Source organism: Pseudomonas sp. 13159349, from assembly GCF_013305685.1.
Classification (GTDB): Bacteria; Pseudomonadota; Gammaproteobacteria; order Pseudomonadales; family Pseudomonadaceae; genus Aquipseudomonas; species Aquipseudomonas asiatica.
Genome location: NZ_CP045553.1, coordinates 4,266,750 through 4,291,548, shown reverse-complemented (window position 1 = coordinate 4,291,548; position 24,799 = coordinate 4,266,750). Strand labels below are relative to the sequence as shown.

Sequence of the window (24,799 nt, the reverse complement as noted above, 5' to 3'; positions counted from 1 at the left end):
CGGCCCGTATTCCAAAGGAGTGACACCATGCTGGTGATGCGCCCCGCGCAAATGGCTGATCTGAACGAAGTGCAGCGCATGGCTGCAGACAGCCCCATTGGTGTCACCTCGCTGCCGGACGACACCGCTCGCCTGGGCGACAAGATCGCCGCATCCGAGACTTCCTTCGCCGCCGAGGTCAGCTTCAACGGTGAAGAAAGCTACTTCTTCGTGCTCGAGGACAGCGAAACCGGCAAGCTGGCCGGTTGCTCGGCCATCGTCGCTTCAGCGGGCTACTCCGAGCCGTTCTACAGCTTTCGTAACGAGACCTTCGTGCACGCCTCGCGCGAGCTGAAGATCCACAACAAGATCCATGTGCTGTCGCTGTGCCATGACCTGACCGGCAACAGCCTGCTGACCAGCTTCTATGTGCTGCCGGAACTGGTGAACAGTGGCTGGGCCGAGCTCAATTCGCGTGGCCGCCTGCTGTTCATGGCCGCTCACCCGGAGCGTTTCGCCGACTCGGTGGTGACCGAGATCGTCGGCTACAGCGACGAGCAGGGCGAATCGCCGTTCTGGGATGCCATCGGTCGCAACTTCTTCGACCTCAACTACGCCGACGCCGAGCGCCTGTGCGGCCTGAAGAGCCGCACCTTCCTCGCCGAACTGATGCCGCACTACCCGATCTACGTGCCGCTGCTGCCTGACCTGGCTCAGGAAGCCATGGGCCAGGTGCACCCGCGGGCGCAGATTACCTTCGACATCCTCATGCGCGAAGGCTTCGAGACCGAGCACTACATCGACATCTTCGACGGTGGCCCGACCCTGCATGCGCGTACCTCGGGTATCCGCTCGATCGCCCAGAGCCGGGTTGTGCCGGTGAGGCTCGAGGAAGCCCCGGTCAAGGGCGGGCGCCCGTACCTGGTGTGCAACGGCCAGTTGCAGGACTACCGCGCGGTGCTGCTGGACCTGGACTGGGTGCCCGGCAAGCCGGTCAGCCTGAGCCCGGCAGCCGCCGAGGCGCTGGGGGTGGGCGAGGGTGCCAGCGTGCGCCTGGTTGCGGTCTGAGGTCTGGCAACAGACGTTTCGGGATTGATGCGTTAGAAGAGTTTCGCGCCGGCCGCCGCCGCCGCAAAAGGAGATAGCATGATCGTTCGTCCTGTACGCAGCAGCGATTTGCCTGCGTTGATCGAATTGGCACGCAGCACCGGTACCACCGGGCTGACCACGCTGCCGGCCAACGAAGAGCGCCTGGGGCATCGCGTTGGCTGGGCGGAGAAGAGCTTCCGCGGCGAAGCCGAGCGTGGCGACACCGACTACCTGTTCGTGCTGGAAAACGACGAAGGCATGGTGGTGGGCATCAGTGCCATCGCTGGTGCCGTCGGCCTGCGCGAGCCCTGGTACAACTATCGGGTCGGGCTGACCGTCAGCGCCTCGCAGGAGCTGAAGATTTACCGCGAAATCCCCACCTTGTTCCTGGCCAACGACCTGACCGGCAACTCCGAGCTGTGCTCGCTGTTCCTGCGCAGCGACTACCGCTCCGGCCTCAACGGCCGCCTGCTGTCGCGGGCGCGCATGCTGTTCATCGCCGAGTTCCCCGAGCTGTTCGGCAAGAAGATCATCGCCGAAATGCGCGGCATGTCCGACGAGCAGGGCCGCTCGCCGTTCTGGGAAAGTCTGGGCCGGCACTTCTTCAAGATGGAGTTCAGCCAGGCCGACTACCTCACCGGCGTGGGCAACAAGTCGTTCATTGCCGAACTCATGCCGAAGTTCCCGCTGTACACCTGCTTCCTGTCCGAGGCGGCGCGCAACGTGATCGGCCGCGTGCACAAGGACACCGAGCCGGCGCTGGCCATGCTCAAGCAGGAAGGCTTCAACTACCAGGGCTACGTCGACATCTTCGACGCCGGCCCCGCCATCGAGTGCGACACCTCCAGGATCCGCGCCGTGCGCGAGAGCCAGACCCTGGTGCTGGCGGTGGGCACGCCGGGCGATGACGCGACGCCTTACATCATCCACAACCGCAAGCGCGACGACTGCCGCATCACGGCCGCACCTGCGCGGCTGGCTGCCGGTACCCTGGTGGTCGACCCCTTGACCGCCAAACGCCTGCGCATGGGCGCCGGCGACAACGTGCGCGCCGTGCCGCTGTCGGCAAGCCGGGAGGCCCAGTAAATGACCACGCATTACATCGCAGGCAATTGGCAGGTTGGCCAGGGCGAAACCCTGCAGTCGCTCAACCCGGTGACGCAAGCCGTCGTCTGGCAGGGGCAGGGCGCTGACGCCAGCCAGGTGGGTGCCGCCGTGCAGGCTGCGCGTCAGGCCTTCCCGGCCTGGGCGCAATTGAGCCTGGAGGCGCGTATCGATGTGCTGGAGAAGTTCGCCGCGCAACTGAAAGCGCATGCCGAAGCCATGGCCCAGTGCATCGGCGAGGAAACCGGCAAGCCCCTGTGGGAGTCGGCGACCGAAGTCACCAGCATGATCAACAAGGTCGGGATCTCGGTGCAGAGCTACCGCGAGCGCACCGGCGAGAAGAGCGGCCCGCTGGCCGATGCCACGGCCGTGCTGCGGCACAAGCCCCATGGCGTGGTGGCGGTGTTCGGCCCGTACAACTTCCCTGGTCACCTGCCCAACGGCCATATCGTGCCAGCGCTGCTGGCTGGCAACTGCGTGGTGTTCAAGCCCAGTGAGCTGACGCCCAAGGTGGCCGAACTGACCGTCAATTGCTGGATTGCCGCCGGGCTGCCGGCGGGTGTGCTCAACCTGGTGCAGGGTGCGCGCGAAACGGGTGTGGCGCTGGCCGCCAACCCAGGTATCGATGGCTTGTTCTTCACCGGCTCCAGCCGCACCGGCAACCTGCTGCACCAGCAGTTCGCCGGCCGCCCGGAGAAGATCCTGGCCCTGGAAATGGGCGGTAACAACCCGCTGGTGGTGGACGAGGTCAAGGACCTAGATGCGGCGGTGTACACCATTATCCAGTCGGCGTTCATTTCCGCCGGCCAGCGCTGCACCTGCGCCCGTCGTCTGCTGGTGCCCCAAGGCGCCTGGGGTGATGCGCTGATCGCGCGCCTGGTCGAGGTGAGCAGATCCATCACGGTCGGGGCGTTCGACCAGCAGCCGGCGCCGTTCATGGGTTCGGTGATCTCGCTGCAGGCGGCGCGGGCGCTAATTGCGGCCCAGGCCGAACTGGTCGCCAAGGGCGCCGTGAAGCTGCTGGAAATGACCCAGCCACAGGCCGATGCCGCACTGCTGACCCCGGGCATTGTCGATGTCACCGCTGTGGCCGAGCGCCCGGACGAAGAGTTCTTCGGCCCGCTGCTACAGGTGATCCGCTATGCCGACTTCGATGCCGCCATCGATGAGGCCAACAACACCCAGTACGGCCTGGCCGCCGGCTTGCTGTCCGACTCCCACGCCCGTTACCAGTACTTCTGGCTGCGCAGCCGCGCCGGCATCGTCAACTGGAACAAGCAACTGACCGGTGCCGCCAGCAGTGCGCCGTTCGGCGGCGTGGGTGCCAGTGGCAACCACCGCGCCAGCGCCTATTACGCAGCGGACTACTGCGCTTACCCCGTGGCTTCGCTGGAGACCGCCAGCCTTGCCTTGCCGGCAACCTTGACGCCGGGCGTCACCCTATAACAACAGGTCACGGAGCCTAGCCGATGAAATCCTACGAAGTGAATTTTGATGGCCTGGTGGGGCCTACCCACAACTATGGCGGCCTGTCCTACGGCAACGTGGCTTCGCAGAGCAACAGCCAGCAGGGTTCCAACCCGCGCGAAGCCGCGCGCCAGGGCCTGGCGAAGATGAAAGCGCTGGCCGACATGGGCTTCAAGCAGGGCGTGCTGGCGCCGCAGGAGCGCCCGGACGTGGCTGCACTGCGCCGCCTGGGCTTCAGCGGCAGCGATGCCGAAGTGATCCAGCGTGCCGCCAAGGAGGCCATGCCATTGCTGGTGGCCAGTTGCTCGGCTTCGAGCATGTGGGTGGCCAACGCCGCCACGGTCAGCCCCAGTGCCGACACTGCCGATGGCCGCGTGCATTTCACTGCTGCCAACCTCAACTGCAAGTACCACCGCAGCATCGAGCACCCGACCACCAGCCGCGTACTGGGGGCCATGTTCAGCAACGACAAGCACTTTGCCCACCACGCGGCACTGCCTGCCGTGGCACAGTTCGGTGACGAGGGGGCGGCCAACCACACGCGCTTCTGCCGTACCTATGGCGAGGCCGGCGTGGAGTTCTTCGTCTACGGCCGCAGCGCCTTCGACAGCCGCTACCCGGCGCCGCAGAAGTACCCGGCCCGGCAGACCCTGGAAGCCTCCCAGGCCGTGGCCCGGCTGCATGGTCTGGGCGATGACGGCGTGGTCTACGCTCAACAGAACCCGGCGGTGATCGACCAGGGCGTGTTCCACAACGATGTGATTGCGGTGGGCAACGGCGAGGTGCTGTTCTACCACGAGGACGCTTTCCTCGAGACGGACGCGGTACTTGGCCAGCTGCGAGCTAAACTGGCCAGCAAGGGTGGCAACTTCCAGGCCATCTGCGTGCCGCGGGCGGCGGTGACGGTAGAGGACGCAGTGCGTTCATACCTGTTCAACAGCCAGTTGCTCAGCCGCGACGACGGCTCCATGCTGCTGGTGGTGCCGGAAGAGTGCCGCAACAACGAGCGGGTCTGGGCCTATCTGGGCCAGTTGACCAGCCAGGGCGGCCCGGTGCGGGAGGTGAAAGTGTTCGACCTCAAGCAGAGCATGCAGAACGGCGGTGGGCCGGCTTGCCTGCGTTTGCGCGTGGCGTTGAAGGAAACGGAACTGGCAGCGGTCAACCAAGGCGTTATCATGACCGCCTCGCTGTACGACACCCTGTTGCAGTGGGTCGACAAGCATTACCGCGATCGCCTTGGCGAGGCGGACCTGGCCGACCCGCAATTGCTGGTGGAATGCCGTACGGCACTGGACGAATTGACCCAGATCCTGAAGTTGGGCTCGGTGTATCCGTTCCAACGCCAACCTTGAAGAGAGACTTTGCAATGACCGACGCCCTGCGCCTTATCCTGGAAGATGAAGACGGCACCCAGCTGGAAACTTCCTGCACCCGCTTTGCCGTTGTCTGGCAAGGCAAGGAAGTGTGGATTCAGCAGGATGGTCGTGGCCAGCTGCTGATCGGCGTGGATGTCGAGGAAGACGACACCGAGTACGCCAACCTGCTGCTGCGCCCGATGGCCACCAACCTGGTCAGCCTGCAGCTGGAAATGGAACCGGCGGAGGTCGGCGAAGACGACGATCACGTCCATGGCCCCGATTGCGGCCACCACCACTAAGGAAGTACCTATGCTCGCCCTTGGCAAATTGCTTGAGCTGACCCTCACCGATCACGAACCGGCCGAGAAGACCCAAGTGACACCCAAGGGCGCGCGTTTGCGCTGGCTGGGGGAGGGCGCGCTCGAAGTGCGCCCGGCCGAAAACGAGGATTGCGGGCTGGACCTGCTGCTGTCCGCCGGCATCCACGGCAACGAAACGGCGCCGATCGAGTTGCTCGAGCGGCTGTTGCATGGCGTGGCCAATGGCAAGATCAAACCCAAGGCCCGGGTGCTTTTCCTGTTTGGCAACCCCGCAGCGATCCGCAAGGGCGAGCGCTTCATCGAGCAGGACATCAACCGCCTGTTCAACGGCCGCCACGAGCTGTCCAGTGGCTTCGAGGCATTGCGTGCCGCCGAGCTGGAACAGTTCGCCCGGGTGTTCTTCAGCAAGGCGGGGCGCAGCCGCCTGCACTACGACCTGCATACCGCCATCCGCGGCTCGAAGATCGAGCAGTTCGCCTTGTACCCTTATAAAGAGGGGCGCAAGCATTCCCGTCGCGAGCTGGCACGCCTGGCGGCGGCGGGCATGGAGGCGGTGTTGTTGCAGAGCAAGTCTTCCATCACTTTCAGCGCCTTCACCTACGAGCAGTTGGAGGCCGAAGCCTTCACCCTGGAGTTGGGCAAGGCCCGCCCGTTCGGCCAGAACGAGGACGTCAACCTCGACAAGCTGGAGGAGCGGCTGATCAGCATCATCGAAAACACCGAGCCCGAAGGCGAAGGCTCGCTGGATGGCCTGCAGCTGTTCAGCGTTTCCCGCGAGATCATCAAGCACAGCGACAGCTTCCACCTGCACCTGCCTGCAGACATCGAGAACTTCTCCGAGCTGAGCAAGGGCTACTTGCTGGCCGAGGACCTGGCCGAGACGCGTTGGGTGGTCGAGGAGGAGGGCGCGCGCATCATCTTCCCCAACCCCAAGGTCAAGAATGGCCTCAGGGCGGGGATTCTGATCGTTCCCGACTCCGGCCAGCGATTAGGCTGAGCTGGCCCCGATAGCCTGGGTTCACGGCTGTGTGCGCAGCTCCAGTTGCAACGCCTGACGCAGCCCGTTTTCAGTGAAGGCGGGTGGGTTGGTGTTCAGGGCGGTGCTGCCGCCGAATGTGAACCTGCAATCGGTGGGCAAGCCGATGCTCTGTAGCAGCAGGTTGTCCACCGGATAGGCGCCGTTTTTGCCTTGAACCTCGGTCTGGCCCGGAAAGACGGTGCCTGACATCGAGTTCCAACCTTGGCACAGGCAGCGGTACAGGTCGAGCAGTGGCAGTTGCGCAGCGGTCGACCAGCCTGGGTTGTATGCCAGTGTGCCGCCGCTGTATCCCCAGCTACTCTGGTTTTCGTCGATGATGAAGTGGCCTTCGTCTTCATCTTCTTCGTGGTCGCTGGGTGTATAGGTCGTGAATTGGTGTCTGGCTGCTTCGATCACGCTGATCGGGGCTCCGGACTGCCCGGCCTTTTTATCCAGGGCCGCCAGTAGCGCCTGGCCACAGGGTAGTTTGCGCAGCAGTTCCAGCGCGTCCTCTGCCGCTTGCCTGAATTGGTCGCTACCCGTCACTTGCACGCCGATATTGCCCAGGGCCTGATGTTCGTCCATCACGGGCCGGGCCAGTCGTGCATCGTTTTCGGCATTGCGGTAGAGCTCGACCCTGGAGGACTCGCGGCCAAGCAGGCGGTGCCCCGTGACGTTGACAACCGCGTCGCCCTTGTCGATGAGTACCGGGCCGCTACCGACCACAATCTGGTGCGTGCCGGTATGGGCGTCGATGTGGACGATACCTGCGCCGGTCTCGATCCTGTTGCCGGTCCCTATCATGTCGATCAGCACCGTCTTCTTCACCTCCGGGGCGATGACCACGTGGTGATTGCCATCGGTGAGGCGAATGGCAATGGCTTGGGCGGTATGCGCGGGGACCATGAATACCGCATCGTTGATGGTAACTTCCAGCAGGCATTCGCGCGGGGCGATACGTACGCGATTTTGCTGTTCATTCGCGCGCAGCGCACGCGGGGCCACGTTGAAGACCAGCAACTCGCTGTTCGGGGTGCTGCGGCGATAGCGCCGGCCCAATGGATAGGCGCGTTCGAGGGTGATTCGCACATTTTCGTCGGCCTGGATGTACTTGACCTCGGTCTGCTGCCGAGGGTTGTCTTCGTTATTGTCGAAGGCGGTTTGCGAGTGGCCGGGTTCCCGGGCGTCGATGTAGTAGATCGGTCTCGGGTTGGTCTGCATGATGCCGTGGGGTAGCGGATGCGGGTCCGAGTGGAGTTTGGATATGTTCAGCTCAGGCATGGAGTGCTCCGGCAGCGAGGGTGGGTCGGCAGGATCCCGTTCCACTGCCCGGGTCAGGTGTTGCTTATGTACCGCATGGGTGGGCCCGCAGGTCTGCTTTTCCGCCCTGGTCGTGCTAATGAACGGCTTTTCATCCGCCGATTGCTGTTCTGGTGTACAAACACACTGTATCTCCCGTTCAGGCTGGATATAATGGCGCCCTTTGCCGTCGTTTCGTCGATTCGACGTATTAGCCCAAACGGCCGCCGTTTCCGTGGAAGAACCTATGAAAAGCGCAGAAATCCGTGAAGCCTTCCTTCGCTTCTTCGAAGAGCAGGGACATACCCGAGTCGCCTCCAGTTCGCTGATCCCGAACAACGACCCGACCCTGCTGTTCACCAATGCCGGCATGAACCAGTTCAAGGACTGCTTCCTCGGTGCGGAGAAGCGTGCCTACACGCGTGCCGTCAGTAGCCAGAAGTGCGTGCGCGCAGGTGGCAAGCACAACGACCTGGAAAACGTCGGTTACACCGCGCGTCACCACACCTTCTTCGAAATGCTGGGCAACTTCAGCTTCGGTGACTACTTCAAGCGCGACGCGATCACTTTCGCCTGGACCTTCCTGACTTCGGAAAAATGGCTGAACCTGCCCAAGGAAAAGCTCTGGGTCACCGTCTACGCCACTGACGACGAAGCCTACGATATCTGGACCAAGGAAGTCGGCGTGCCGGCCGAGCGCATGGTGCGCATCGGCGACAACAAGGGCGCCCCGTACGCTTCCGACAACTTCTGGACCATGGGCGACACCGGCCCATGCGGCCCGTGCACCGAGATCTTCTACGACCACGGCCCGGACATCTGGGGCGGCCCACCCGGCTCGCCGGAAGAAGACGGCGATCGCTACATCGAGATCTGGAACAACGTCTTCATGCAGTTCAACCGCACCGCCGACGGCGTGCTGCACCCGCTGCCAGCGCCGTCTGTGGACACCGGCATGGGCCTGGAGCGCGTCAGCGCCGTGCTGCAGCACGTGCACTCGAACTACGAGATCGACCTGTTCCAGAACCTGCTGTCGGCCGCGGCCAAGGCCATCGGTTGCAGCAATGAGGGCCAGGCCTCGCTGAAAGTGGTCGCCGACCACATCCGTTCGTGCGGCTTCCTGATCGCCGACGGCGTGCTGCCGTCCAACGAAGGCCGTGGCTACGTGCTGCGCCGCATCATTCGCCGCGCCTGCCGCCACGGTAACAAGCTGGGCGCCAAAGGCAGCTTCTTCTACCAGATCGTTGCCGCGCTGGTCGCTGAAATGGGCGAGGCCTTCCCGGAACTGAACAGCCAGCAGGCGCACATCGAGCGCGTGCTCAAGGCTGAAGAAGAACAGTTCGCCAAGACCCTGGAGCAGGGCCTGCGCATCCTTGAGCAGGACCTGGCCCAGCTCGAGGGTGATGTGGTGCCGGGCGACGTGGTGTTCAAGCTGTACGACACCTACGGCTTCCCGATGGACCTGACCGCCGACATCGCCCGTGAGCGCGAGCTGACCATCGACGAAGCCGGTTTCGAGCGCGAGATGGACGCCCAGCGTGAACGTGCCCGTTCCGCCAGCGCCTTCGGCATGGACTACAACAGCCTGGTCAAGGTCGACAGCGCCACCGAGTTCCTCGGCTACGAGGCCACCGAAGGCCAGGGCAAGATCATCGCCCTGTACAAGGACGGCCAGGCCGTCGACCAGCTGGGTGAAGGCGAGCAGGGCGTGGTCGTGCTCGACCGCACGCCGTTCTACGCCGAATCCGGTGGCCAGGTGGGCGACACCGGCTACCTGCAGGCTGGCGCTGCGCGCTTCGACGTGCGCGACACCACCAAGACCGGTGGTGCCTTCCTGCACCACGGCGTGGTTGCCAGCGGTGCGCTGGTGATCGGCTCCCCGGTCGAGGCCAAGGTCGATGCCGACGTGCAGCACGCCACCTCGCTGAACCACTCCGCCACCCACCTGCTGCACGAAGCGCTGCGCCAGGTACTGGGCGAACACGTACAGCAGAAAGGCTCGCTGGTCGACAGCCAGCGCCTGCGTTTTGACTTCAGCCACTTCGAGGCGGTGAAACCGGAGCAGATCAAGGCCCTGGAAGACATCGTCAACCGTGAAGTGCGCAAGAACACTGCGGTGGAAACCGAACTGACCGACATCGAAACCGCCAAGGCCAAGGGTGCCATGGCGCTGTTCGGCGAGAAGTACGGCGACACCGTGCGTGTGCTGAGCATGGGCGGCGATTTCTCGGTGGAGCTGTGCGGCGGTATCCACGCCAAGCGCACCGGTGACATCAGCCTGTTCAAGATCATCAGCGAAGGCGGCGTGGCCTCTGGCGTGCGCCGTATCGAAGCGGTCACCGGCGCTGCTGCGCTGGCCTACCTGAACGCTGCCGAAGAGCAGGTCAAGGAAGCCGCGCAGCTGGTGAAGGGTAACCGCGACAACCTGATCGACAAGCTGTCGGCTGTGCTCGAGCGCAACCGCCAGCTGGAGAAGCAGCTGGAACAGCTGCAGGCCAAGGCCGCCAGCGCCGCCGGGGATGATCTCTCCAACGCGGCCGTTGAGGTCAAGGGCGCCAAGGTGCTCGCCGCCCGCCTGGATGGACAGGACGGCAAGGCACTGCTGGCGCTGGTCGATCAGCTGAAGAACAAGCTCGGCCACGCAGTGATCCTGCTGGGCAGCGAGCATGAGGGCAAGGTTGTGCTGGTGGCCGGCGTGACCAAGGACCTCTCCAGCCAACTCAAGGCTGGCGATCTGATGAAACAAGCCGCTGCGGCGGTGGGTGGCAAGGGCGGTGGTCGTCCGGACATGGCTCAGGGTGGCGGCGTCGACGTCGCCGCACTGGACCAGGCCCTGGCGCTGGCCGTGCCATTCGCAGAGCAGGGACTTTGAGATGAGGGGGCCGGCGGTCTAGTCGCCGGCCTCTTCATGTTGGATTGTTTTTTGGGGCCCTGTATGGGCTGAGGCACCATTGAAATGGCGTTGATCGTACAGAAATTTGGCGGCACCTCTGTCGGTTCCATCGAGCGGATCGAGCAGGTAGCCGATAAGGTCAAGAAACACCGTGAAGCGGGCGACGACCTGGTGGTTGTGCTGTCGGCAATGAGCGGTGAAACCAATCGCCTGATCGACCTGGCCAAGCAGATCACCGATCAGCCGGTTCCGCGTGAGCTGGACGTGATCGTGTCGACCGGTGAGCAGGTCACCATTGCCTTGCTGACCATGGCCTTGATCAAGCGCGGTGTGCCAGCGGTGTCCTACACCGGCAACCAGGTGCGCATTCTCACCGACAGCGCACACAACAAGGCGCGCATCCTGCAGATCGACGACCAGAAGATTCGTGCCGACCTCAAGGAAGGCCGCGTGGTCGTGGTAGCAGGCTTCCAGGGCGTCGACGAGCACGGCAGCATCACCACGCTTGGCCGTGGCGGCTCCGACACCACGGGTGTGGCCCTGGCGGCTGCGCTGAAGGCTGACGAGTGCCAGATCTACACCGACGTCGATGGCGTCTACACCACCGACCCGCGTGTTGTGCCGCAGGCCCAGCGCCTGGAGAAGATCACCTTCGAAGAGATGCTGGAAATGGCCAGCCTAGGTTCCAAGGTGCTGCAGATCCGTTCGGTGGAATTCGCCGGCAAGTACAACGTTCCGCTGCGCGTGCTGCACAGCTTCAAGGAGGGTCCGGGTACCCTCATTACCATTGATGAAGAGGAATCCATGGAACAGCCGATCATTTCCGGTATCGCCTTCAACCGTGATGAAGCCAAGCTGACCATTCGCGGCGTGCCGGACACCCCGGGCGTGGCCTTCAAGATCCTCGGCCCGATCAGTGCCTCGAACATCGAGGTCGACATGATCGTGCAGAACGTTGCCCACGATAACACCACCGACTTCACCTTCACCGTGCACCGCAACGAGTACGAGAAGGCGCAGAGCGTGCTGGAAAACACTGCCCGCGAAATCGGTGCCCGTGAAGTGATCGGCGACACCAAGATCGCCAAGGTCTCGATCGTCGGCGTCGGCATGCGTTCGCACGCCGGTGTTGCCAGCCGCATGTTCGAAGCCCTGGCCAAGGAGAGCATCAACATCCAGATGATCTCCACCTCCGAGATCAAGGTTTCGGTCGTGATCGAAGAGAAGTACCTGGAGCTGGCCGTGCGCGCGCTGCACACCGCGTTCGAGCTCGACGCCCCGGCACGACAGAGCGAGTAATACGCTGCCTGGAAGGGCGCGGCTTGCCGCGCCCTTCGCGTTTCTGCTCGCCACGCAGGCCCGTCCTGCCCTGTGTGGCGATCAACCAGGCCCAGGTCGTCGTCCACGACCAGGCCGCGACACCCAAGACTGTTACCCCCTGAATGTTCTGCGTAAGGAGAAAGCTATGTTGATTCTGACTCGTCGGTGCGCCGAGAGCCTGATCATTGGAGACGGCGAGATCACCGTGACGGTGCTCGGCGTAAAAGGCAACCAGGTGCGTATTGGCGTCAGCGCCCCGAAAGAAGTGGCTGTACACCGCGAGGAAATCTACCTGCGGATCAAGAAAGAGAAGGACGAGGAGCCAAGCCTTTAATTTTTTTGAAGTTTTTTTCAAAAAAAGGGTTGCAAACGAGGAAGAGCCTGTTTAATATTCGCCTCGTGTTGCGGTGAGGTGGCCGAGTGGCCGAAGGCGCTCCCCTGCTAAGGGAGTATACCTCATAAGGGTATCGGGGGTTCGAATCCCCCCTTCACCGCCATTATTCGCTTAGGGCGCTGTAAACGGTAAGAACGCTAAGTAGTTGATTTTAAACGAAAAAGTTCTTGCAAAAATGTTTCAGCGACCTATAATGCGCGGCAAGACACGGACTCATAGCTCAGCTGGATAGAGTACTCGGCTACGAACCGAGCGGTCGGAGGTTCGAATCCTCCTGAGTCCGCCACTTTTGAAGTGGCTTTGCTTGCAAGGCTGCTTCAATCAACCAGTGGTAATCTGGTCTAAAACTACCATCGCGGACTCATAGCTCAGCTGGATAGAGTACTCGGCTACGAACCGAGCGGTCGCAGGTTCGAATCCTGCTGAGTCCGCCACTTTTTGAAGTGGCTCTGCTTGCAAAGGCACTTCAACCAACCAGTGGTAATCTGGTCTAAAAATACCACCACGGACTCATAGCTCAGCTGGATAGAGTACTCGGCTACGAACCGAGCGGTCGGAGGTTCGAATCCTCCTGAGTCCGCCACACCAAATCAAGAAGCCCGCTCAGTTGAGCGGGCTTTTTGTTTTTCTACGCCAATGAATTGTTGCTGATGTCGATCTACGCTCTTCTGTAATGATTGTGGTGTAGCTTGGGGTCGCCATGCGGCCCATCGCCGGCAAGCCAGCTCCCACAGGTATCGCGCTGCTCTCTGGACTGTGTTGTCCCTGTGGGAGCTGGCTTGCCGGCGAAAGGGCTGCAAAGCAGCCCCGAATTCGATCAGGTATCGCATACACATCCAGGCACACAACAAATGTGCTTTAACCGCCAGACCCACCGTCGCACTGATAGCTTCGAGCGTTGTCCCAGCTTTATCACGCAAACGATTGTTCTGGCCAAAAATTTTAAGCGATCTGACAGCTTTAGCAGTGTATGATTGCGCCCGTCAGCCCCGCCGGGGCTTGTGGAAAACCACCATGGACTTACCCAGTAGTTACTCGCTAACAAGATTCATACAGAAAGATCTGACCGATTGATTCTCCCGGCGTGCTCCGCTGCTGGGAGTGGAGTTCGCCTATGACTGAAGTAGAAGTAAAAAAAGCGCAGGAAAGCCTGCAGGACCGCCTGGCCCAGGTGGTCGAACTGCTGCAGCGCCAGCGCGTGGTAGAAGACCTGACCCACCGTCAGGAAGGCGCCCACCACGACCTGGTGGAAAACCTGGTCCACCGCCAGAACCTCGTCGAGCTGCAGCGCAAACTCGACGACCTGCACCCCGCCGACATCGCCTACATACTCGAAGCATTGCCCCTGGAAGACCGCCTGACGGTCTGGCAGCTGGTGCGCTCGGATCGCGATGGCGACATCCTGCTGGAAGTGTCCGACGCCGTGCGGCAATCGCTGATCGCCGACATGGACGATCACGAGCTGCTCGCCGCCGCCAAGGAAATGGACGCCGACGAGCTGGCCGACCTGGCTCCAGAGCTGCCGCGTGACGTTGTTCACGAGCTGATGGAAACCCTCGATGCACAGCAACGCGAGCGCGTGCGTTCGGCGCTTAGCTACGACGAGGAGCAGGTTGGTGCGCTGATGGACTTCGAGATGGTCACCATCCGCGAAGACGTCAGCCTGGAAGTGGTGTTGCGCTACCTTCGCCGCCTGAAAGAGCTGCCGAACCACACCGACAAACTCTTCGTGGTCGACTATGACGGCATTCTCAAGGGCGTATTGCCGATCAAGCGCCTGCTGGTCAACGACCCGGAGAAGAAGGTGGCGGAGGTCATGGCGACCGATCCGGTCTCCTTCCACCCCGAGGAAGATGCCTATGATGCGGCGCAGGCCTTCGAGCGTTACGACCTGGTATCTGCGCCAGTTGTGGACAAGAACGAACGCCTGATCGGCCGCTTGACCATCGACGAAATGGTCGACCTGATTCGTGAGGAAAGCGAAAGCGAAGTGCTGAACATGGCCGGTTTGCGCGAGGAAGAAGACATCTTCGCCTCGGTCTGGCGTTCGCTGCGCAACCGCTGGGCCTGGTTGGCCATCAACCTGATTACCGCTTTCGTTGCCTCGCGAGTGATCGGCCTGTTCGAAGGTTCGATCGAGAAACTGGTGGCCCTGGCCGCACTGATGCCGATTGTGGCAGGCATTGGCGGCAACTCCGGTAACCAGACCATCACCATGATCGTGCGTGCCATGGCGCTGGACCAGGTGTCACCGGGCAACACCAGCCGCCTGATGCGCAAGGAGCTGGCGGTATCGCTGCTCAACGGCCTGATCTGGGGCGGGGTGATCGGTGCGGTGGCGTTCTGGTTGTATGGCAGCTGGTCGTTGGGCCTGGTGATGACTGCGGCGATGACCTTGAACCTGCTGTTGGCGGCCTTGATGGGGGTGTTGATTCCGATGACCCTGACACGCCTGGGGCGCGACCCGGCGATGGGCTCCAGCGTGATGATTACCGCGGTGACCGACAGTGGTGGGTTCTTCATCTTCCTCGGGCTGGCGACAGTGTTTCTGCTGTAACCCGCGGATCGCGTCTCTTGCAGGGACACCACCTACAAAAAAGCCAGCTTACGCTGGCTTTTTTGTGTTCGGCTGCAAACCTCAGGAGGCGTCGGCAGCCATTTCCACATCGTGAGCGATGAGGGCCACCAGCGCGTTCTGCTGGCGGTGCGACAGTTGGCGGAAGCGTTGCAGCAACTCGCGTTCATGCAGGGACAGTTCGGGGCTGTCCAGGCGCATGCTCAAATCGTCACCCAGCGCACCTTCCTGGATAAGGCTCTGTTCCAGGCGCGCGATGATTTCGGAGTTCATGCTGCGGTGATGGTTGCGCGCTACCTCGGCAATGCGCTCACGCATCCCGTCGGGCAGGCGGACGACGAACTTGTCAGCGGTGCGGCTCGAATAAATAGCCTGTTTCATTGGGCGCATATAAATTGACCGGATTTTGGTTCAGGGGAAGCGGTTCTCAAATTGGCCGCACGGGGTGGTAGTACGACCGTGGCGACGACGAAATGTTCAACCGTCTGTGAAAAATGGATGCTCATCTTGCCTCATGGTCGCCGTTTCCTTGGCGTCAATTCTGTGACAAATAGTGAGCCGGATAAAGGCTTTGTGCCAGTACCAATTATCAGAAATGAGTACTGGTTTGAAAAGTTTTACATGCACCGGCTTGCCCAATCGTCAGACTCTTGCCGTCAAAAACTGGTAAAACGCAGCAAAAGGCTGGGAATATCCCTAGAATGTGCGGGTTTTCCTCCATAGAGCATAGTGGCTATGCAACATGATGCAAGCGACCGCCAATCAGGCACAGGCCGGTTGATATATCTGGTAGGACCGTCGGGTTCCGGGAAAGATTCCCTGATTGACGCTTCCCGTCAGCGGCTTTCAGCCGCCGGGGTGGAAATCGCTCGTCGCGTCATTACCCGTTCGGCTGAAGCCAAGGGCGAAGCCGCCCATGGCGTAACGGCCGAACAGTTCGAAGCAATGCGAGCACAGGGCGCGTTCGCCATGCATTGGCGCGCCAATGGCCTGGATTACGGCATTCCACTGCAGGTGGATCAGTGGCTGGCGGCGGGCAGGTCGGTGCTGGTGAATGGTTCGCGGGCTTATCTCGCCGAGGCGCGCCGGCGCTACCCGAACTTGTTGGCAGTGCTGGTGGAGGTCAGGCACGGAGTGCTGCGCGAGCGCCTGTTGGCCCGCGGCCGGGAAAGCGCAGAGGAAATCGAGCAGCGCCTGGCACGTAATGCACGCTTGCAGGCGCTGGCTGATCCGTCGCTGCATGTGCTGGACAACTCCACCACTTTGGAAACCGCAGTCGCGGCATTGTTCACGCTGCTGCATGATGAAGGTGTGCTGCCGCAGGTGTAGCATTGGCAGAAAAGGATTACGCGAAAAAGCCCGCTTTAGGCATGACAAACGCCAGCATGCTGGTTAACATGCTGGCCGTCCTGCTATGCAGCGTTCGCTGCCGGCACTTGCGTCTCAGTAGCTCAATTGGATAGAGCATCCCCCTCCTAAGGGGAAGGTTGCAGGTTCAATTCCTGCCTGGGACGCCATTTCCTTTCGTTCCCTTACCGCGTTCACCCGGTGTTGGTGACGCGAAATCGGGAAGCCTTGAAGCTGCGTATTCCTACATCCCCAGATGCTTCAAGGCCCACAGCACTCCCATGCCTACAATCAGCGTCAGCATCGTGCTGCGCGTACGCCACGCCACCAGCGCGGCAAGTATCGCCGCTGGTATCTGTGGGTTCATCCAGTCGAACCCCGCCTGCCGGTCCGGGAATACCACGGCCGGCAGTACCAATGCGGCCAACACGCTGGCTGGCACATACGCCAGGGCGCGGCGAAACAGTGGGGGGATGCGCAACACCGTGTGCAACTCGATGAACGACAGGCGGATGGCGAAGGTGCCCAGGCCGATCAGAATGAAGGTCATCCACTGGGTCGTTTCGCTCATGATGCTTCCTGCTCGGTATTGGCTTCTGCCGCAGTTTGCTGTTTTTGCCAGTTCTCGATGGCCAGCCCGGCGATGATGCCGCCCAGCGCGCCAGCCAGCAGGCCGAGGTTGTAGGGCAGGTCGACGGCCAGTACGGCGAGCACACCGCCGGTCAGCGCTGCGCCAAGCGTGGCTGCATTGCGAATGCCGGGTATCAACAGGGCCAGGAACGACAAGGGAATGGCAAAGCCGAGCGACCAGTCTTCAGGAATGCTCGCGCCCAGGTACATGCCCGCCAGCACCGAGAGGTTCCAGCCAAAGAACATGGTGATTGCCGTACCGGCATAGTAGGGGTAGGCATACTGTCCCAGCCCGCCCGTGCCCATCTTCAGCATGAACAGGGCGAAGGACTGGTCCGACAGCATGTACGCCATCGGCCACTTGCGGCGGCGGGGCAACTGGCCCAGGTGCGGGGCCAGGCTGGCGCTGTACATCAGGAAGCGCAGGTTGATCACCAGCGCGGTGACTACCATGGTCACCGGCAGGGCGGCGCTTTGCATCAACTGCATCACCACCATCTGCGCCGAACCGGAGTAGAACAGCAAGGTCATGCCGATGGCATCGGTTGGCGACAGGCCCATGCCGATCGCCGTGACCCCGGTGATCAGGCCGAAGGGCACTATGCCGGAGGTCAATGGCAGGGCGCTGTGGGCACCTTGCCTGAACGCTTGGGGCGCGCTTGGATACGGCATTTGAAATCCTTGAAAGTGTGCAGGCGGTACAAGGGCGGCACGTCCACGTTAATGCGCGCGACAGTTGGCCACAACGTCAGATTTCTGAAATAGTAGGCCTAAAAAAAATAGGCCTGAAACCGTGTACCTCGACACCCCTACCCGGCACTCGCTGCAGCTCAATGCCTTGCGTGCCTTCGAAGCGTCAGCCCGCCTGGGCGGTTTTGCCCGTGCCGCACTCGAACTGAAGGTGACACCGGGGGCCATCGCCGCCCTGGTCAAGACCCTGGAGAACGAATACGGCGCGGCCTTGTTCGAGCGCCATGCCAAAGGCGTACGGCTGACGCCCTTGGGCGAAAGCGTGAAAGGCCAGTTCACCGAGGCATTCGACGCCGTGGAAGCCGCTGCGCGCGCACTGCGCCGCCTGGCGGCACCGCAGCGGGTGCATATCGTCACATCGCCTGCTCTGGCGCAGTTGTGGATCGGGCCACGCCTGCCGGAACTGACCCGCTTGCTGGCACCCATCGAGATCTCGGTGACTGCGGTGGATGAGCCGCCCAACCTGAAGCGCAGCCCGTTCGACCTGTGCCTGTTCTACACCGAAAAGCCCGAGCGCTGGCAACGCAGGATAGCCACGGAAGAAATCCTGCCCGTGTGCGTGCCGGCCCTGGCCACCAGCATCACCAAGCCCGAGGACCTTGCCGACGCCCGTTGCATCGCTGACGTGGGCTGGAACGACTGGGCGGTGTGGACGGGGGCGGTGATGCCCGGGCACAAGTTCGTTGCCCGTGGGCCGGGTTTTTCCCTGTACTCGATCGCCCTGCAGCAAGCCTTGCTGGCCGCCGGGGTGCTGATAGGGCGCAAAAGCCTGGTGCAGCGCTACCTGGACAGCGGTGAACTGGTCGCCCCCATCGACCGCGCTGTGCCACTGGGTGTGACCATCGCCGCATGGCGGCTGCCGGGTGCCAAGGGCAACCAGGTGGTTGCCGCGGTGGAGGAGGCGCTGTTGCATCTGGCTTGAGCGTCCTAGATCCATGCCTGCTTTCACAGCGCCGCAAAAACAGGGCGTCGGGGCTATTCTGTTCGGGTGCGCCAGCCGTCAGGGAGAGCGTCAATGAGTCAGGAAACCCGGCCGGTACCTGCCGGCTTCAGTGAGCAGCAGTTGCGTACGTTGTTCGATCTTATCAGCGATGGTATCTGGGACTGGAATGCCAATACCGGCTACGTCTATCGCAACCCGGGCTGGTACGCCATGCTTGGCTACCCCAGCCACTCCATGGCCAACTCGGTGCTCACCTGGGAAAGCGTGATCCACCCGGAGGACTACCCACGGGTGATGGCGCATTTCGAGGCGTACATCAACCAGCGTAACGAGCACTATCAGGTCGAATACCGCTGCCGTTGCCAGGATGGCAGCTATCTGTGGATAGAAGACAGCGGTTACATCATCGCCCATAACGAGGACGGCTCGGTGGCGCGCATGCTTGGTGCCCACCGCAACATTGACGCCAACAAGCGCCTGGTGGCGCAACTGCAGCAGAGGAACCAGTCGCTGGAAAGCCAGGTGGCCGAACGCACTCGCGAGCTGTCCTGGGTGAACCAGCAGTTGCAGCGGCAGCTGGACGAAAACCGCGAGCTGGCCGAGCGTGATGCGTTGACCCGCATTGCCAATCGCTATCGGCTGGAGAAGGCGTTACAACTGGAGTGCGAGCGTGCCCAGCGCTTTCGCCAGCCGTTGTCGCTGATAGCCATGGATCTGGATGACTTCAAACCGATCAATGACCGCTATGGCCATGCCCATGGCGATGCGGCGCTGTTGCGGGTGGTCGACGTCCTGCGTGCCTGCCTGCGGGAGCAGGACCTGCTGGCGCGCTGGGGTGGGGACGAGTTCGTCATCGTATTGCCGCAGGAGTCGCTGGGCGAGGCACTGGAGGTGGCTGCACGCTTGCGCCAGGCGATGGCGCAGATAGAGCCGGTGGGCGATTGCCGGCTGACCATGAGCTACGGTGTGGTGCAACGGGAGGAAGGGGAGGACCAGCATGCACTGCTGGCGCGTGCCGACAAGGCGCTGTACCGGGCCAAGGGGAGCGGCAAGAACGCCATTGCCGAGTAGTCAGTGCCGGCCTCTTCGCGGGTAAACCCGCTCCCACAGGGACATCACTGCCCGTGAGAGCAGTGGCGCACCTGTGGGAGCGGGTTTACCCGCGAAGAGGCCGGCACTGACTCGCCCCTGAAAAAAGACCCGCAACGCCAGGGGCGCTGCGGGCCAAATCGGCCTCGGCCGCTTCAGTGTCAGATATGCAGGGCGTGGCCCAGCGCGCGCAGCGCCGCTTCCTGTACCGCCTCACCCAGTGTCGGGTGGGCATGAATGGTGCCGGCCACATCTTCCAGGCACGCGCCCATTTCCAGCGACTGGGCAAACGCCGTCGACAACTCGGAAACCGCCACGCCAACCGCCTGCCAACCCAGGATCAGGTGGTTGTCACGGCGCGCCACCACCCGCACGAAACCGCTTTTCGATTCCAGGCTCATGGCCCGGCCATTGGCGGCGAACGGGAACTGCGCGACGATGCAGTCCAGCCCTTGCTGGCTGGCTTGCTCCGGGGTCTTGCCGACCACCACTACTTCCGGGTCGGTGAAACACACCGCGGCGATCGCGCTGGGTTCGAAACGGCGCGCCTTGCCGGCGATGATCTCGGCGACCATCTCGCCCTGGGCCATGGCCCGGTGCGCCAGCATCGGTTCGCCGGCCACGTCGCCGATGGCCCAGACGTTGCGCATGCTGGTCTGGCAGCGCTCGTCGATGGCGACGGCGGCGCCGTTCATCTTCAGGTCCAGGCACTCCAGGTTGAAACCTTGCGTGCGTGGCCGGCGGCCCACGGCCACCAGCACCTGGTCGGCTTCCAGGCGCAGTTGGCCGCCCTGGCCATCACGGGCCAGCAGGCAGCCGCCTTCGTAACCTTCGACGCTATGCCCCAGGTGCAGGGTGATGCCCAGCTTCTTCAGCGATTCGGCCACCGGGGCGGTCAGCTCGCTGTCGTAGGTTGGCAGGATGCGCTCGCGCGCCTCCACCACGCTGACCCGGGCGCCCAGCTTGCGGTAGGCGATGCCGAGCTCGAGGCCGATGTAGCCGCCGCCCACCACTACCAGGTGCTGCGGCAGGGTTTTCGGCGCCAGGGCTTCGGTCGAGGAAATGATCGGCCCGCCCAGCGGCAGCATTGGCAGTTCGATGCTGCTGGAGCCAGTGGCCAGCAACAGGTGCTCGCACTGGATACGCTGGCCATCGACCTCGACCTGCTTGCCGTCGAGCACCTTCGCCCAGCCATGGATCACCTTGACTCCGTGCTTTTTCAGCAGGGCTGCGACGCCGGTGGTCAGGCGGTCGACGATGCCGTCCTTCCAGGCCACGCTCTGGCCGATGTCCAGGCGCGGCGAGGCGACACTGATGCCCAGCTCCGACGGGCCGGCAAAGCGCGAGGTCTGGTGGAACTGCTCGGCCACGTGGATCAGCGCCTTGGACGGGATGCAGCCGATGTTCAGGCAGGTACCGCCCAGTGCCTGGCCTTCCACCAGCACGGTGGGGATGCCCAGTTGCCCGGCGCGGATGGCAGCCACGTAGCCGCCAGGGCCACCGCCGATGATCAACAGGGTAGTCTGGATAGTCTGTTGCATGCTCACTCCACGAACAGGCAGGCGGGTTGTTCGAGCAGGCCGCGCACGGCCTGGATGAACAGCGCGGCGTCCATGCCATCGACCACGCGGTGGTCGAACGAGCTGGACAGGTTCATCATCTTGCGCACGACGATCTGGCCGTCGATCACCACAGGCCGCTCGACCATGCGGTTGACGCCGACGATCGCCACTTCCGGGGTGTTGACCACCGGCGTGCTGACGATGCCTCCCAGTGCGCCCAGGCTGGTCAGGGTGATGGTCGAACCGGACAGCTCATCGCGGCTTGCCTTGTTGTTGCGAGCAGCGTTGGCCAGGCGCGAGATCTCGCCGGCATTGCTCCACAGGCTGCCAGCTTCGGCATGGCGCAGTACCGGTACCATCAGGCCGTTGTCACCCTGGGTGGCGATGCCCACATGCACCGCGCCATGGCGGGTGATGACCTGGGCTTCGTCGTCATAGGTGGCGTTGATCTGCGGGAAGTCGCGCAGTGCCACGACCAGGGCGCGCACCAGGAACGGCAGCAGGGTCAGCTTGCCGCGGCTGTCGCCGTGCTTGCTGTTGAGCTGCTGGCGCAAGGCTTCCAGGGCGGTGACGTCGATTTCTTCCACATAGCTGAAGTGCGCGACGCGGCGCTTGGCGTCCTGCATGCGCTGGGCGATCTTGCGGCGCAGGCCTATCACCGGTACCTGCTCGCTGTCGGTGCGCTTGGCATAGCCGCTCGGCGCTTGCCCGCCAGCGCTGTGCGGCTTGCTCATGAAGGCGTCGAGGTCTTCGTGCAGGATGCGCCCGGCCGGGCCGCTGCCATGCACGTAACGCAGTTCGATACCGGCATCCAGGGCACGCTTGCGCACCGCCGGCGAGGCCAGCGGCTTGTCGCCTGGCTGGCGCGGCACGATCGGGGCTGCTTCGTGGTTGACAGGCGCCTGGCAAGCGGCCGGTCTTGCTTCCTTCTGCGGCTCTGGCTTGGCGGCTACCGGGGCCGCGGGGGCCTCGACCTGTTCGGGCTTTTGCACATCCTTGGTGGGCACATCCGCATGGTTGCCGCTGCCTTCCACTTCGATGCGGATCAGCTCGCTGCCGACCGCCATCACTTCACCGGGCTGCCCACCCAGGGCAAGCACCTTGCCGCTGACCGGCGAAGGGATTTCCACGGTGGCCTTGTCGGTCATGACGTCGGCCACCACCTGGTCTTCGGCGATCATGTCGCCGACCTTGACGAACCACTCGACCAACTCGACCTGCGCGATGCCTTCGCCAATGTCAGGCATCTTGATGACGTGCGTGCCCATTCAGACCTCCATGACCTTTTTCAATGCCGCACCTACCCGCGAAGGCCCTGGGAAGTAAGCCCATTCCTGTGCGTGGGGGTAGGGGGTGTCCCAACCGGTGACGCGCTCGATCGGCGCCTCCAGGTGGTGGAAGCAGTGTTCCTGTACCAGCGACACCAGTTCGGCGCCGAAGCCGCAGGTGCGGGTAGCTTCGTGTACCACCACGCAGCGGCCGGTCTTTTTCACCGACTCGACGATGGTCTCCAGGTCCAGCGGCCACAGGCTGCGCAGGTCGATCACCTCGGCGTCGACGCCGGTTTCTTCGGCGGCCACCTGGGCCACGTACACCGTGGTGCCGTAGGTCAGCACGGTCACGTCATTGCCGGGGCGGGTAATGGCTGCCTTGTCCAGCGGCACGCTGTAGTAGCCATCGGGTACGGCGCTTTGCGGGTGCTTCGACCAGGGGGTGACAGGGCGGTCGTGGTGGCCGTCGAACGGGCCGTTGTACAGGCGCTTGGGTTCCAGGAAGATCACCGGGTCATCGCATTCGATCGAGGCGATCAGCAGGCCCTTGGCGTCATACGGGTTGGACGGCATGACAGTGCGCAGGCCGCACACCTGGGTGAACATCGCTTCCGGGCTCTGGCTGTGGGTCTGGCCACCATAGATCCCGCCACCGCAGGGCATGCGCAGGGTCAACGGGGCGATGAACTCGCCGGCCGAGCGGTAACGCAGGCGCGCCATCTCGGAAACGATCTGGTCGGAGGCCGGGTAGAAGTAGTCGGCGAACTGGATTTCCACCACCGGGCGCAGGCCATAGGCACCCATGCCCACGGCGGTGCCGACGATGCCGCTCTCGGAGATCGGCGCGTCGAACACACGGGACTTGCCGTACTTGTTCTGCAGGCCTTCGGTGCAGCGGAACACGCCGCCGAAGTAACCGACGTCCTGGCCGTAGATCACCACATTGTCGTCGCGCTCGAGCATGACATCCATGGCCGAGCGCAGGGCCTGGATCATGGTCATGGTAGTGGTGGCCATGGCGGTTTCCGGGTTGATGCTGTTGTTGTGGTCGTTCATCTCAAACCCCCAGTTCCTGGCGTTGACGGCGCAGGTGGTCGGGCATTTCCTTGTACACGTCCTCGAACATCGAGGCTGCACTCGGGATGTGACCGTTGGCCAGCGTGCCGTACTGCTCGGCTTCCTTCTGCGCGGCGATCACCGCGGCTTCCAGTTCGGCAGTGGTGGCCTGGTGTTCTTCCTCGGACCAGTGGCCGATCTTGATCAGGTGCTGCTTCAGGCGGGCGATCGGGTCGCCAAGCGGGAAGTGGCTCCAGTCATCGGCCGGGCGGTACTTGGACGGGTCGTCCGAGGTCGAGTGCGGGCCTGCACGGTAGGTGACCCACTCGATCAGGCTCGGGCCCAGGCCACGGCGGGCGCGCTCGGCGGCCCAGCGCGAGGCAGCGTACACGGCGACGAAGTCGTTGCCATCGACCCGCAGCGAGGCAATGCCGCAACCCACGCCACGGCCGGCGAAGGTGGTCGACTCGCCACCGGCGATGGCCTGGAAGGTGGAGATCGCCCACTGGTTGTTGACCACGTTGAGGATCACCGGGGCGCGGTACACGTGGGCAAAGGTGAGGGCGGTGTGGAAGTCCGACTCGGCGGTTGCGCCGTCGCCGATCCACGCCGAGGCGATCTTGGTATCGCCCTTGATCGCCGAGGCCATGGCCCAGCCGACCGCCTGCACGAACTGGGTCGCCAGGTTACCGCTGATGGTGAAGAAACCGGCCTCGCGCACCGAATACATGATCGGCAACTGGCGGCCCTTGAGCGGGTCGCGCTCGTTGGACAGCAACTGGCAGATCATCTCGACCAGCGACACGTCGCGGGCCATCAGGATGCTTTGCTGGCGGTAGGTGGGGAAGCACATGTCGGTGCGGTTCAGCGCCAGGGCCTGGCCGCTGCCGATGGCTTCTTCACCCAGGCTCTGCATGTAGAAGGACATCTTCTTCTGGCGCTGGGCGACCACCATGCGGCTGTCGAAAATCCGCGTCTTGAGCATGGCACGCATGCCCTGGCGGAGAACCTGCGGGTCGATGTCTTCGGCCCACGGGCCTTGTGCATCGCCTTGCTCGTCGAGCACGCGGATAAGGCTGTAGGACAGGTCGGCGGTGTCGGCAGCGTCGACATCGACTGGGGGTTTACGGGCTTGACCTGCATCGTTCAGGCGCAGGTAGGAGAAATCGGTCTGGCAGCCTGGCCGGCCGGTAGGCTCGGGCACATGCAAACGCAGGGGGGCGTACTCGTTCATGCTTTTTACGCTCGCTCGGGTATTTGTTTTTGTGAGCTCTGAAGCGGCCGCCGCTGAGTACCGGCTTGTGACTGGTAGGTCAGCGTCCCCTACATCTTAGT

General features: G+C 63.0%; 21 protein-coding genes and 5 tRNA genes. 18 read left to right on the top strand and 8 right to left on the bottom strand.

Features of this window, described 5'->3' with window-relative positions:
- Positions 1–27: 27 nt before the first annotated feature.
- The 6 genes from aruF (at position 28) to astE (ending at position 6,314) form a co-directional block, all read left to right on the top strand.
- Positions 28–1,047, top strand: a complete 1,020-nt coding sequence (aruF, locus tag GEV38_RS19825) for an arginine/ornithine succinyltransferase subunit alpha (RefSeq protein ID WP_013973652.1) — start codon at positions 28–30, stop codon at positions 1,045–1,047.
- 78 nt (positions 1,048–1,125) lie between these two features.
- Positions 1,126–2,154: an arginine N-succinyltransferase gene (gene astA, locus GEV38_RS19820; RefSeq protein WP_013973651.1), complete on the top strand. Its 1,029-nt coding sequence runs from the start codon at positions 1,126–1,128 to the stop codon at positions 2,152–2,154.
- A complete protein-coding gene (gene astD / locus GEV38_RS19815) occupies positions 2,155–3,618 on the top strand; it encodes a succinylglutamate-semialdehyde dehydrogenase (RefSeq protein WP_015271267.1) in 1,464 nt (487 codons plus the stop codon). It abuts the gene before it with no gap.
- 23 nt (positions 3,619–3,641) lie between these two features.
- Positions 3,642–4,991 carry an N-succinylarginine dihydrolase gene (gene astB, locus GEV38_RS19810; protein WP_015271266.1) on the top strand — a complete coding sequence of 450 codons (1,350 nt, stop codon included), beginning with the start codon at positions 3,642–3,644 and terminating at the stop codon, positions 4,989–4,991.
- A gap of 14 nt (positions 4,992–5,005) precedes the next feature.
- Positions 5,006–5,296, top strand: coding sequence for a topoisomerase II (locus tag GEV38_RS19805; protein ID WP_003256592.1), 291 nt, complete (start codon positions 5,006–5,008; stop codon positions 5,294–5,296).
- Positions 5,297–5,306: 10 nt separating this feature from the next.
- The gene (astE, locus tag GEV38_RS19800) at positions 5,307–6,314 is read left to right on the top strand and encodes a succinylglutamate desuccinylase (protein ID WP_173895925.1); all 1,008 of its coding nucleotides are present in this window, start codon (positions 5,307–5,309) and stop codon (positions 6,312–6,314) included.
- Positions 6,315–6,335: 21 nt separating this feature from the next.
- On the opposite strand, the gene GEV38_RS19795 is transcribed toward astE, so the two are convergent.
- Complete coding sequence (locus GEV38_RS19795) at positions 6,336–7,616, bottom strand: M91 family zinc metallopeptidase (RefSeq protein WP_054572796.1); 1,281 nt, start codon at positions 7,614–7,616, stop codon at positions 6,336–6,338.
- Between the two features lie 265 nt (positions 7,617–7,881).
- On the opposite strand from GEV38_RS19795, the gene alaS reads away from it, so the two are divergent.
- From alaS to mgtE, 8 genes are all read left to right on the top strand, one after another.
- Positions 7,882–10,506, top strand: coding sequence for an alanine--tRNA ligase (gene alaS, locus GEV38_RS19790; protein ID WP_015271263.1), 2,625 nt, complete (start codon positions 7,882–7,884; stop codon positions 10,504–10,506).
- 84 nt (positions 10,507–10,590) lie between these two features.
- Entirely contained in the window at positions 10,591–11,826 is a 1,236-nt protein-coding gene (locus tag GEV38_RS19785; RefSeq protein ID WP_013973645.1) for an aspartate kinase, read from the top strand.
- 166 nt (positions 11,827–11,992) lie between these two features.
- Positions 11,993–12,181 carry a carbon storage regulator CsrA gene (gene csrA / locus GEV38_RS19780; protein ID WP_003254503.1) on the top strand — a complete coding sequence of 63 codons (189 nt, stop codon included), beginning with the start codon at positions 11,993–11,995 and terminating at the stop codon, positions 12,179–12,181.
- Between the two features lie 72 nt (positions 12,182–12,253).
- Positions 12,254–12,344: transfer RNA gene (locus GEV38_RS19775), tRNA-Ser, on the top strand.
- A gap of 106 nt (positions 12,345–12,450) precedes the next feature.
- A tRNA-Arg gene (locus tag GEV38_RS19770) sits at positions 12,451–12,527 on the top strand.
- Between the two features lie 71 nt (positions 12,528–12,598).
- Positions 12,599–12,675: transfer RNA gene (locus GEV38_RS19765), tRNA-Arg, on the top strand.
- 72 nt (positions 12,676–12,747) lie between these two features.
- Positions 12,748–12,824, top strand: a tRNA-Arg gene (locus GEV38_RS19760).
- 531 nt (positions 12,825–13,355) lie between these two features.
- Positions 13,356–14,798 carry a magnesium transporter gene (gene mgtE / locus GEV38_RS19755; RefSeq protein ID WP_015271262.1) on the top strand — a complete coding sequence of 481 codons (1,443 nt, stop codon included), beginning with the start codon at positions 13,356–13,358 and terminating at the stop codon, positions 14,796–14,798.
- An 81-nt stretch (positions 14,799–14,879) separates the two neighbouring features.
- Here mgtE and GEV38_RS19750 read toward each other — a convergent pair whose 3' ends face one another.
- The gene (locus tag GEV38_RS19750; RefSeq protein WP_015271261.1) at positions 14,880–15,206 is read right to left on the bottom strand and encodes an Arc family DNA-binding protein; all 327 of its coding nucleotides are present in this window, start codon (positions 15,204–15,206) and stop codon (positions 14,880–14,882) included.
- A gap of 345 nt (positions 15,207–15,551) precedes the next feature.
- Here GEV38_RS19750 and phnN point away from each other — a divergent pair, with 345 nt between their 5' ends.
- Both phnN and GEV38_RS19740 read left to right on the top strand, forming a co-directional pair.
- Positions 15,552–16,145, top strand: a complete 594-nt coding sequence (gene phnN, locus GEV38_RS19745) for a phosphonate metabolism protein/1,5-bisphosphokinase (PRPP-forming) PhnN (RefSeq protein WP_054573231.1) — start codon at positions 15,552–15,554, stop codon at positions 16,143–16,145.
- Positions 16,146–16,256: 111 nt separating this feature from the next.
- Positions 16,257–16,333 (top strand) — tRNA-Arg (locus GEV38_RS19740).
- Between the two features lie 74 nt (positions 16,334–16,407).
- On the opposite strand, the gene GEV38_RS19735 is transcribed toward GEV38_RS19740, so the two are convergent.
- Positions 16,408–16,734, bottom strand: a complete 327-nt coding sequence (locus GEV38_RS19735; RefSeq protein ID WP_015271259.1) for an AzlD domain-containing protein — start codon at positions 16,732–16,734, stop codon at positions 16,408–16,410.
- Entirely contained in the window at positions 16,731–17,465 is a 735-nt protein-coding gene (locus tag GEV38_RS19730; RefSeq protein WP_054573230.1) for an AzlC family ABC transporter permease, read from the bottom strand. Before GEV38_RS19730 ends, GEV38_RS19735 begins: the two co-directional genes overlap by 4 nt.
- Before the next feature lie 121 nt (positions 17,466–17,586).
- On the opposite strand from GEV38_RS19730, the gene GEV38_RS19725 reads away from it, so the two are divergent.
- Both GEV38_RS19725 and GEV38_RS19720 read left to right on the top strand, forming a co-directional pair.
- The gene (locus tag GEV38_RS19725; protein ID WP_015271257.1) at positions 17,587–18,465 is read left to right on the top strand and encodes a LysR family transcriptional regulator; all 879 of its coding nucleotides are present in this window, start codon (positions 17,587–17,589) and stop codon (positions 18,463–18,465) included.
- A gap of 93 nt (positions 18,466–18,558) precedes the next feature.
- Positions 18,559–19,557: a diguanylate cyclase gene (locus tag GEV38_RS19720; protein ID WP_015271256.1), complete on the top strand. Its 999-nt coding sequence runs from the start codon at positions 18,559–18,561 to the stop codon at positions 19,555–19,557.
- Between the two features lie 179 nt (positions 19,558–19,736).
- On the opposite strand, the gene lpdA is transcribed toward GEV38_RS19720, so the two are convergent.
- From lpdA to GEV38_RS19700, 4 genes are read right to left on the bottom strand one after another with little or no spacing between them, the layout of a single operon-like run.
- A complete protein-coding gene (lpdA, locus tag GEV38_RS19715) occupies positions 19,737–21,116 on the bottom strand; it encodes a dihydrolipoyl dehydrogenase (RefSeq protein WP_061304395.1) in 1,380 nt (459 codons plus the stop codon).
- 2 nt (positions 21,117–21,118) lie between these two features.
- A complete protein-coding gene (locus GEV38_RS19710; protein WP_054572692.1) occupies positions 21,119–22,405 on the bottom strand; it encodes a dihydrolipoamide acetyltransferase family protein in 1,287 nt (428 codons plus the stop codon).
- A complete protein-coding gene (locus tag GEV38_RS19705; protein WP_015271253.1) occupies positions 22,406–23,464 on the bottom strand; it encodes an alpha-ketoacid dehydrogenase subunit beta in 1,059 nt (352 codons plus the stop codon).
- 1 nt (position 23,465) lies between these two features.
- Entirely contained in the window at positions 23,466–24,698 is a 1,233-nt protein-coding gene (locus GEV38_RS19700; protein WP_013973636.1) for a 3-methyl-2-oxobutanoate dehydrogenase (2-methylpropanoyl-transferring) subunit alpha, read from the bottom strand.
- Positions 24,699–24,799: the final 101 nt, after the last annotated feature.

Bases quoted from the DNA above. Each gene is read 5' to 3' on its own strand.
- aruF (WP_013973652.1), top strand. From the start codon at position 28: ATGCTGGTGATGCGCCCCGCGCAAATGGCTGATCTGAACGAAGTGCAG.
- astA (WP_013973651.1), top strand. From the start codon at position 1,126: ATGATCGTTCGTCCTGTACGCAGCAGCGATTTGCCTGCGTTGATCGAA.
- astD (WP_015271267.1), top strand. From the start codon at position 2,155: ATGACCACGCATTACATCGCAGGCAATTGGCAGGTTGGCCAGGGCGAA.
- astB (WP_015271266.1), top strand. From the start codon at position 3,642: ATGAAATCCTACGAAGTGAATTTTGATGGCCTGGTGGGGCCTACCCAC.
- GEV38_RS19805 (WP_003256592.1), top strand. From the start codon at position 5,006: ATGACCGACGCCCTGCGCCTTATCCTGGAAGATGAAGACGGCACCCAG.
- astE (WP_173895925.1), top strand. From the start codon at position 5,307: ATGCTCGCCCTTGGCAAATTGCTTGAGCTGACCCTCACCGATCACGAA.
- GEV38_RS19795 (WP_054572796.1), bottom strand. From the start codon at position 7,616: ATGCCTGAGCTGAACATATCCAAACTCCACTCGGACCCGCATCCGCTA.
- alaS (WP_015271263.1), top strand. From the start codon at position 7,882: ATGAAAAGCGCAGAAATCCGTGAAGCCTTCCTTCGCTTCTTCGAAGAG.
- GEV38_RS19785 (WP_013973645.1), top strand. From the start codon at position 10,591: ATGGCGTTGATCGTACAGAAATTTGGCGGCACCTCTGTCGGTTCCATC.
- csrA (WP_003254503.1), top strand. From the start codon at position 11,993: ATGTTGATTCTGACTCGTCGGTGCGCCGAGAGCCTGATCATTGGAGAC.
- mgtE (WP_015271262.1), top strand. From the start codon at position 13,356: ATGACTGAAGTAGAAGTAAAAAAAGCGCAGGAAAGCCTGCAGGACCGC.
- GEV38_RS19750 (WP_015271261.1), bottom strand. From the start codon at position 15,206: ATGCGCCCAATGAAACAGGCTATTTATTCGAGCCGCACCGCTGACAAG.
- phnN (WP_054573231.1), top strand. From the start codon at position 15,552: ATGCAACATGATGCAAGCGACCGCCAATCAGGCACAGGCCGGTTGATA.
- GEV38_RS19735 (WP_015271259.1), bottom strand. From the start codon at position 16,734: ATGAGCGAAACGACCCAGTGGATGACCTTCATTCTGATCGGCCTGGGC.
- GEV38_RS19730 (WP_054573230.1), bottom strand. From the start codon at position 17,465: ATGCCGTATCCAAGCGCGCCCCAAGCGTTCAGGCAAGGTGCCCACAGC.
- GEV38_RS19720 (WP_015271256.1), top strand. From the start codon at position 18,559: ATGAGTCAGGAAACCCGGCCGGTACCTGCCGGCTTCAGTGAGCAGCAG.
- lpdA (WP_061304395.1), bottom strand. From the start codon at position 21,116: ATGCAACAGACTATCCAGACTACCCTGTTGATCATCGGCGGTGGCCCT.
- GEV38_RS19710 (WP_054572692.1), bottom strand. From the start codon at position 22,405: ATGGGCACGCACGTCATCAAGATGCCTGACATTGGCGAAGGCATCGCG.
- GEV38_RS19705 (WP_015271253.1), bottom strand. From the start codon at position 23,464: ATGAACGACCACAACAACAGCATCAACCCGGAAACCGCCATGGCCACC.
- GEV38_RS19700 (WP_013973636.1), bottom strand. From the start codon at position 24,698: ATGAACGAGTACGCCCCCCTGCGTTTGCATGTGCCCGAGCCTACCGGC.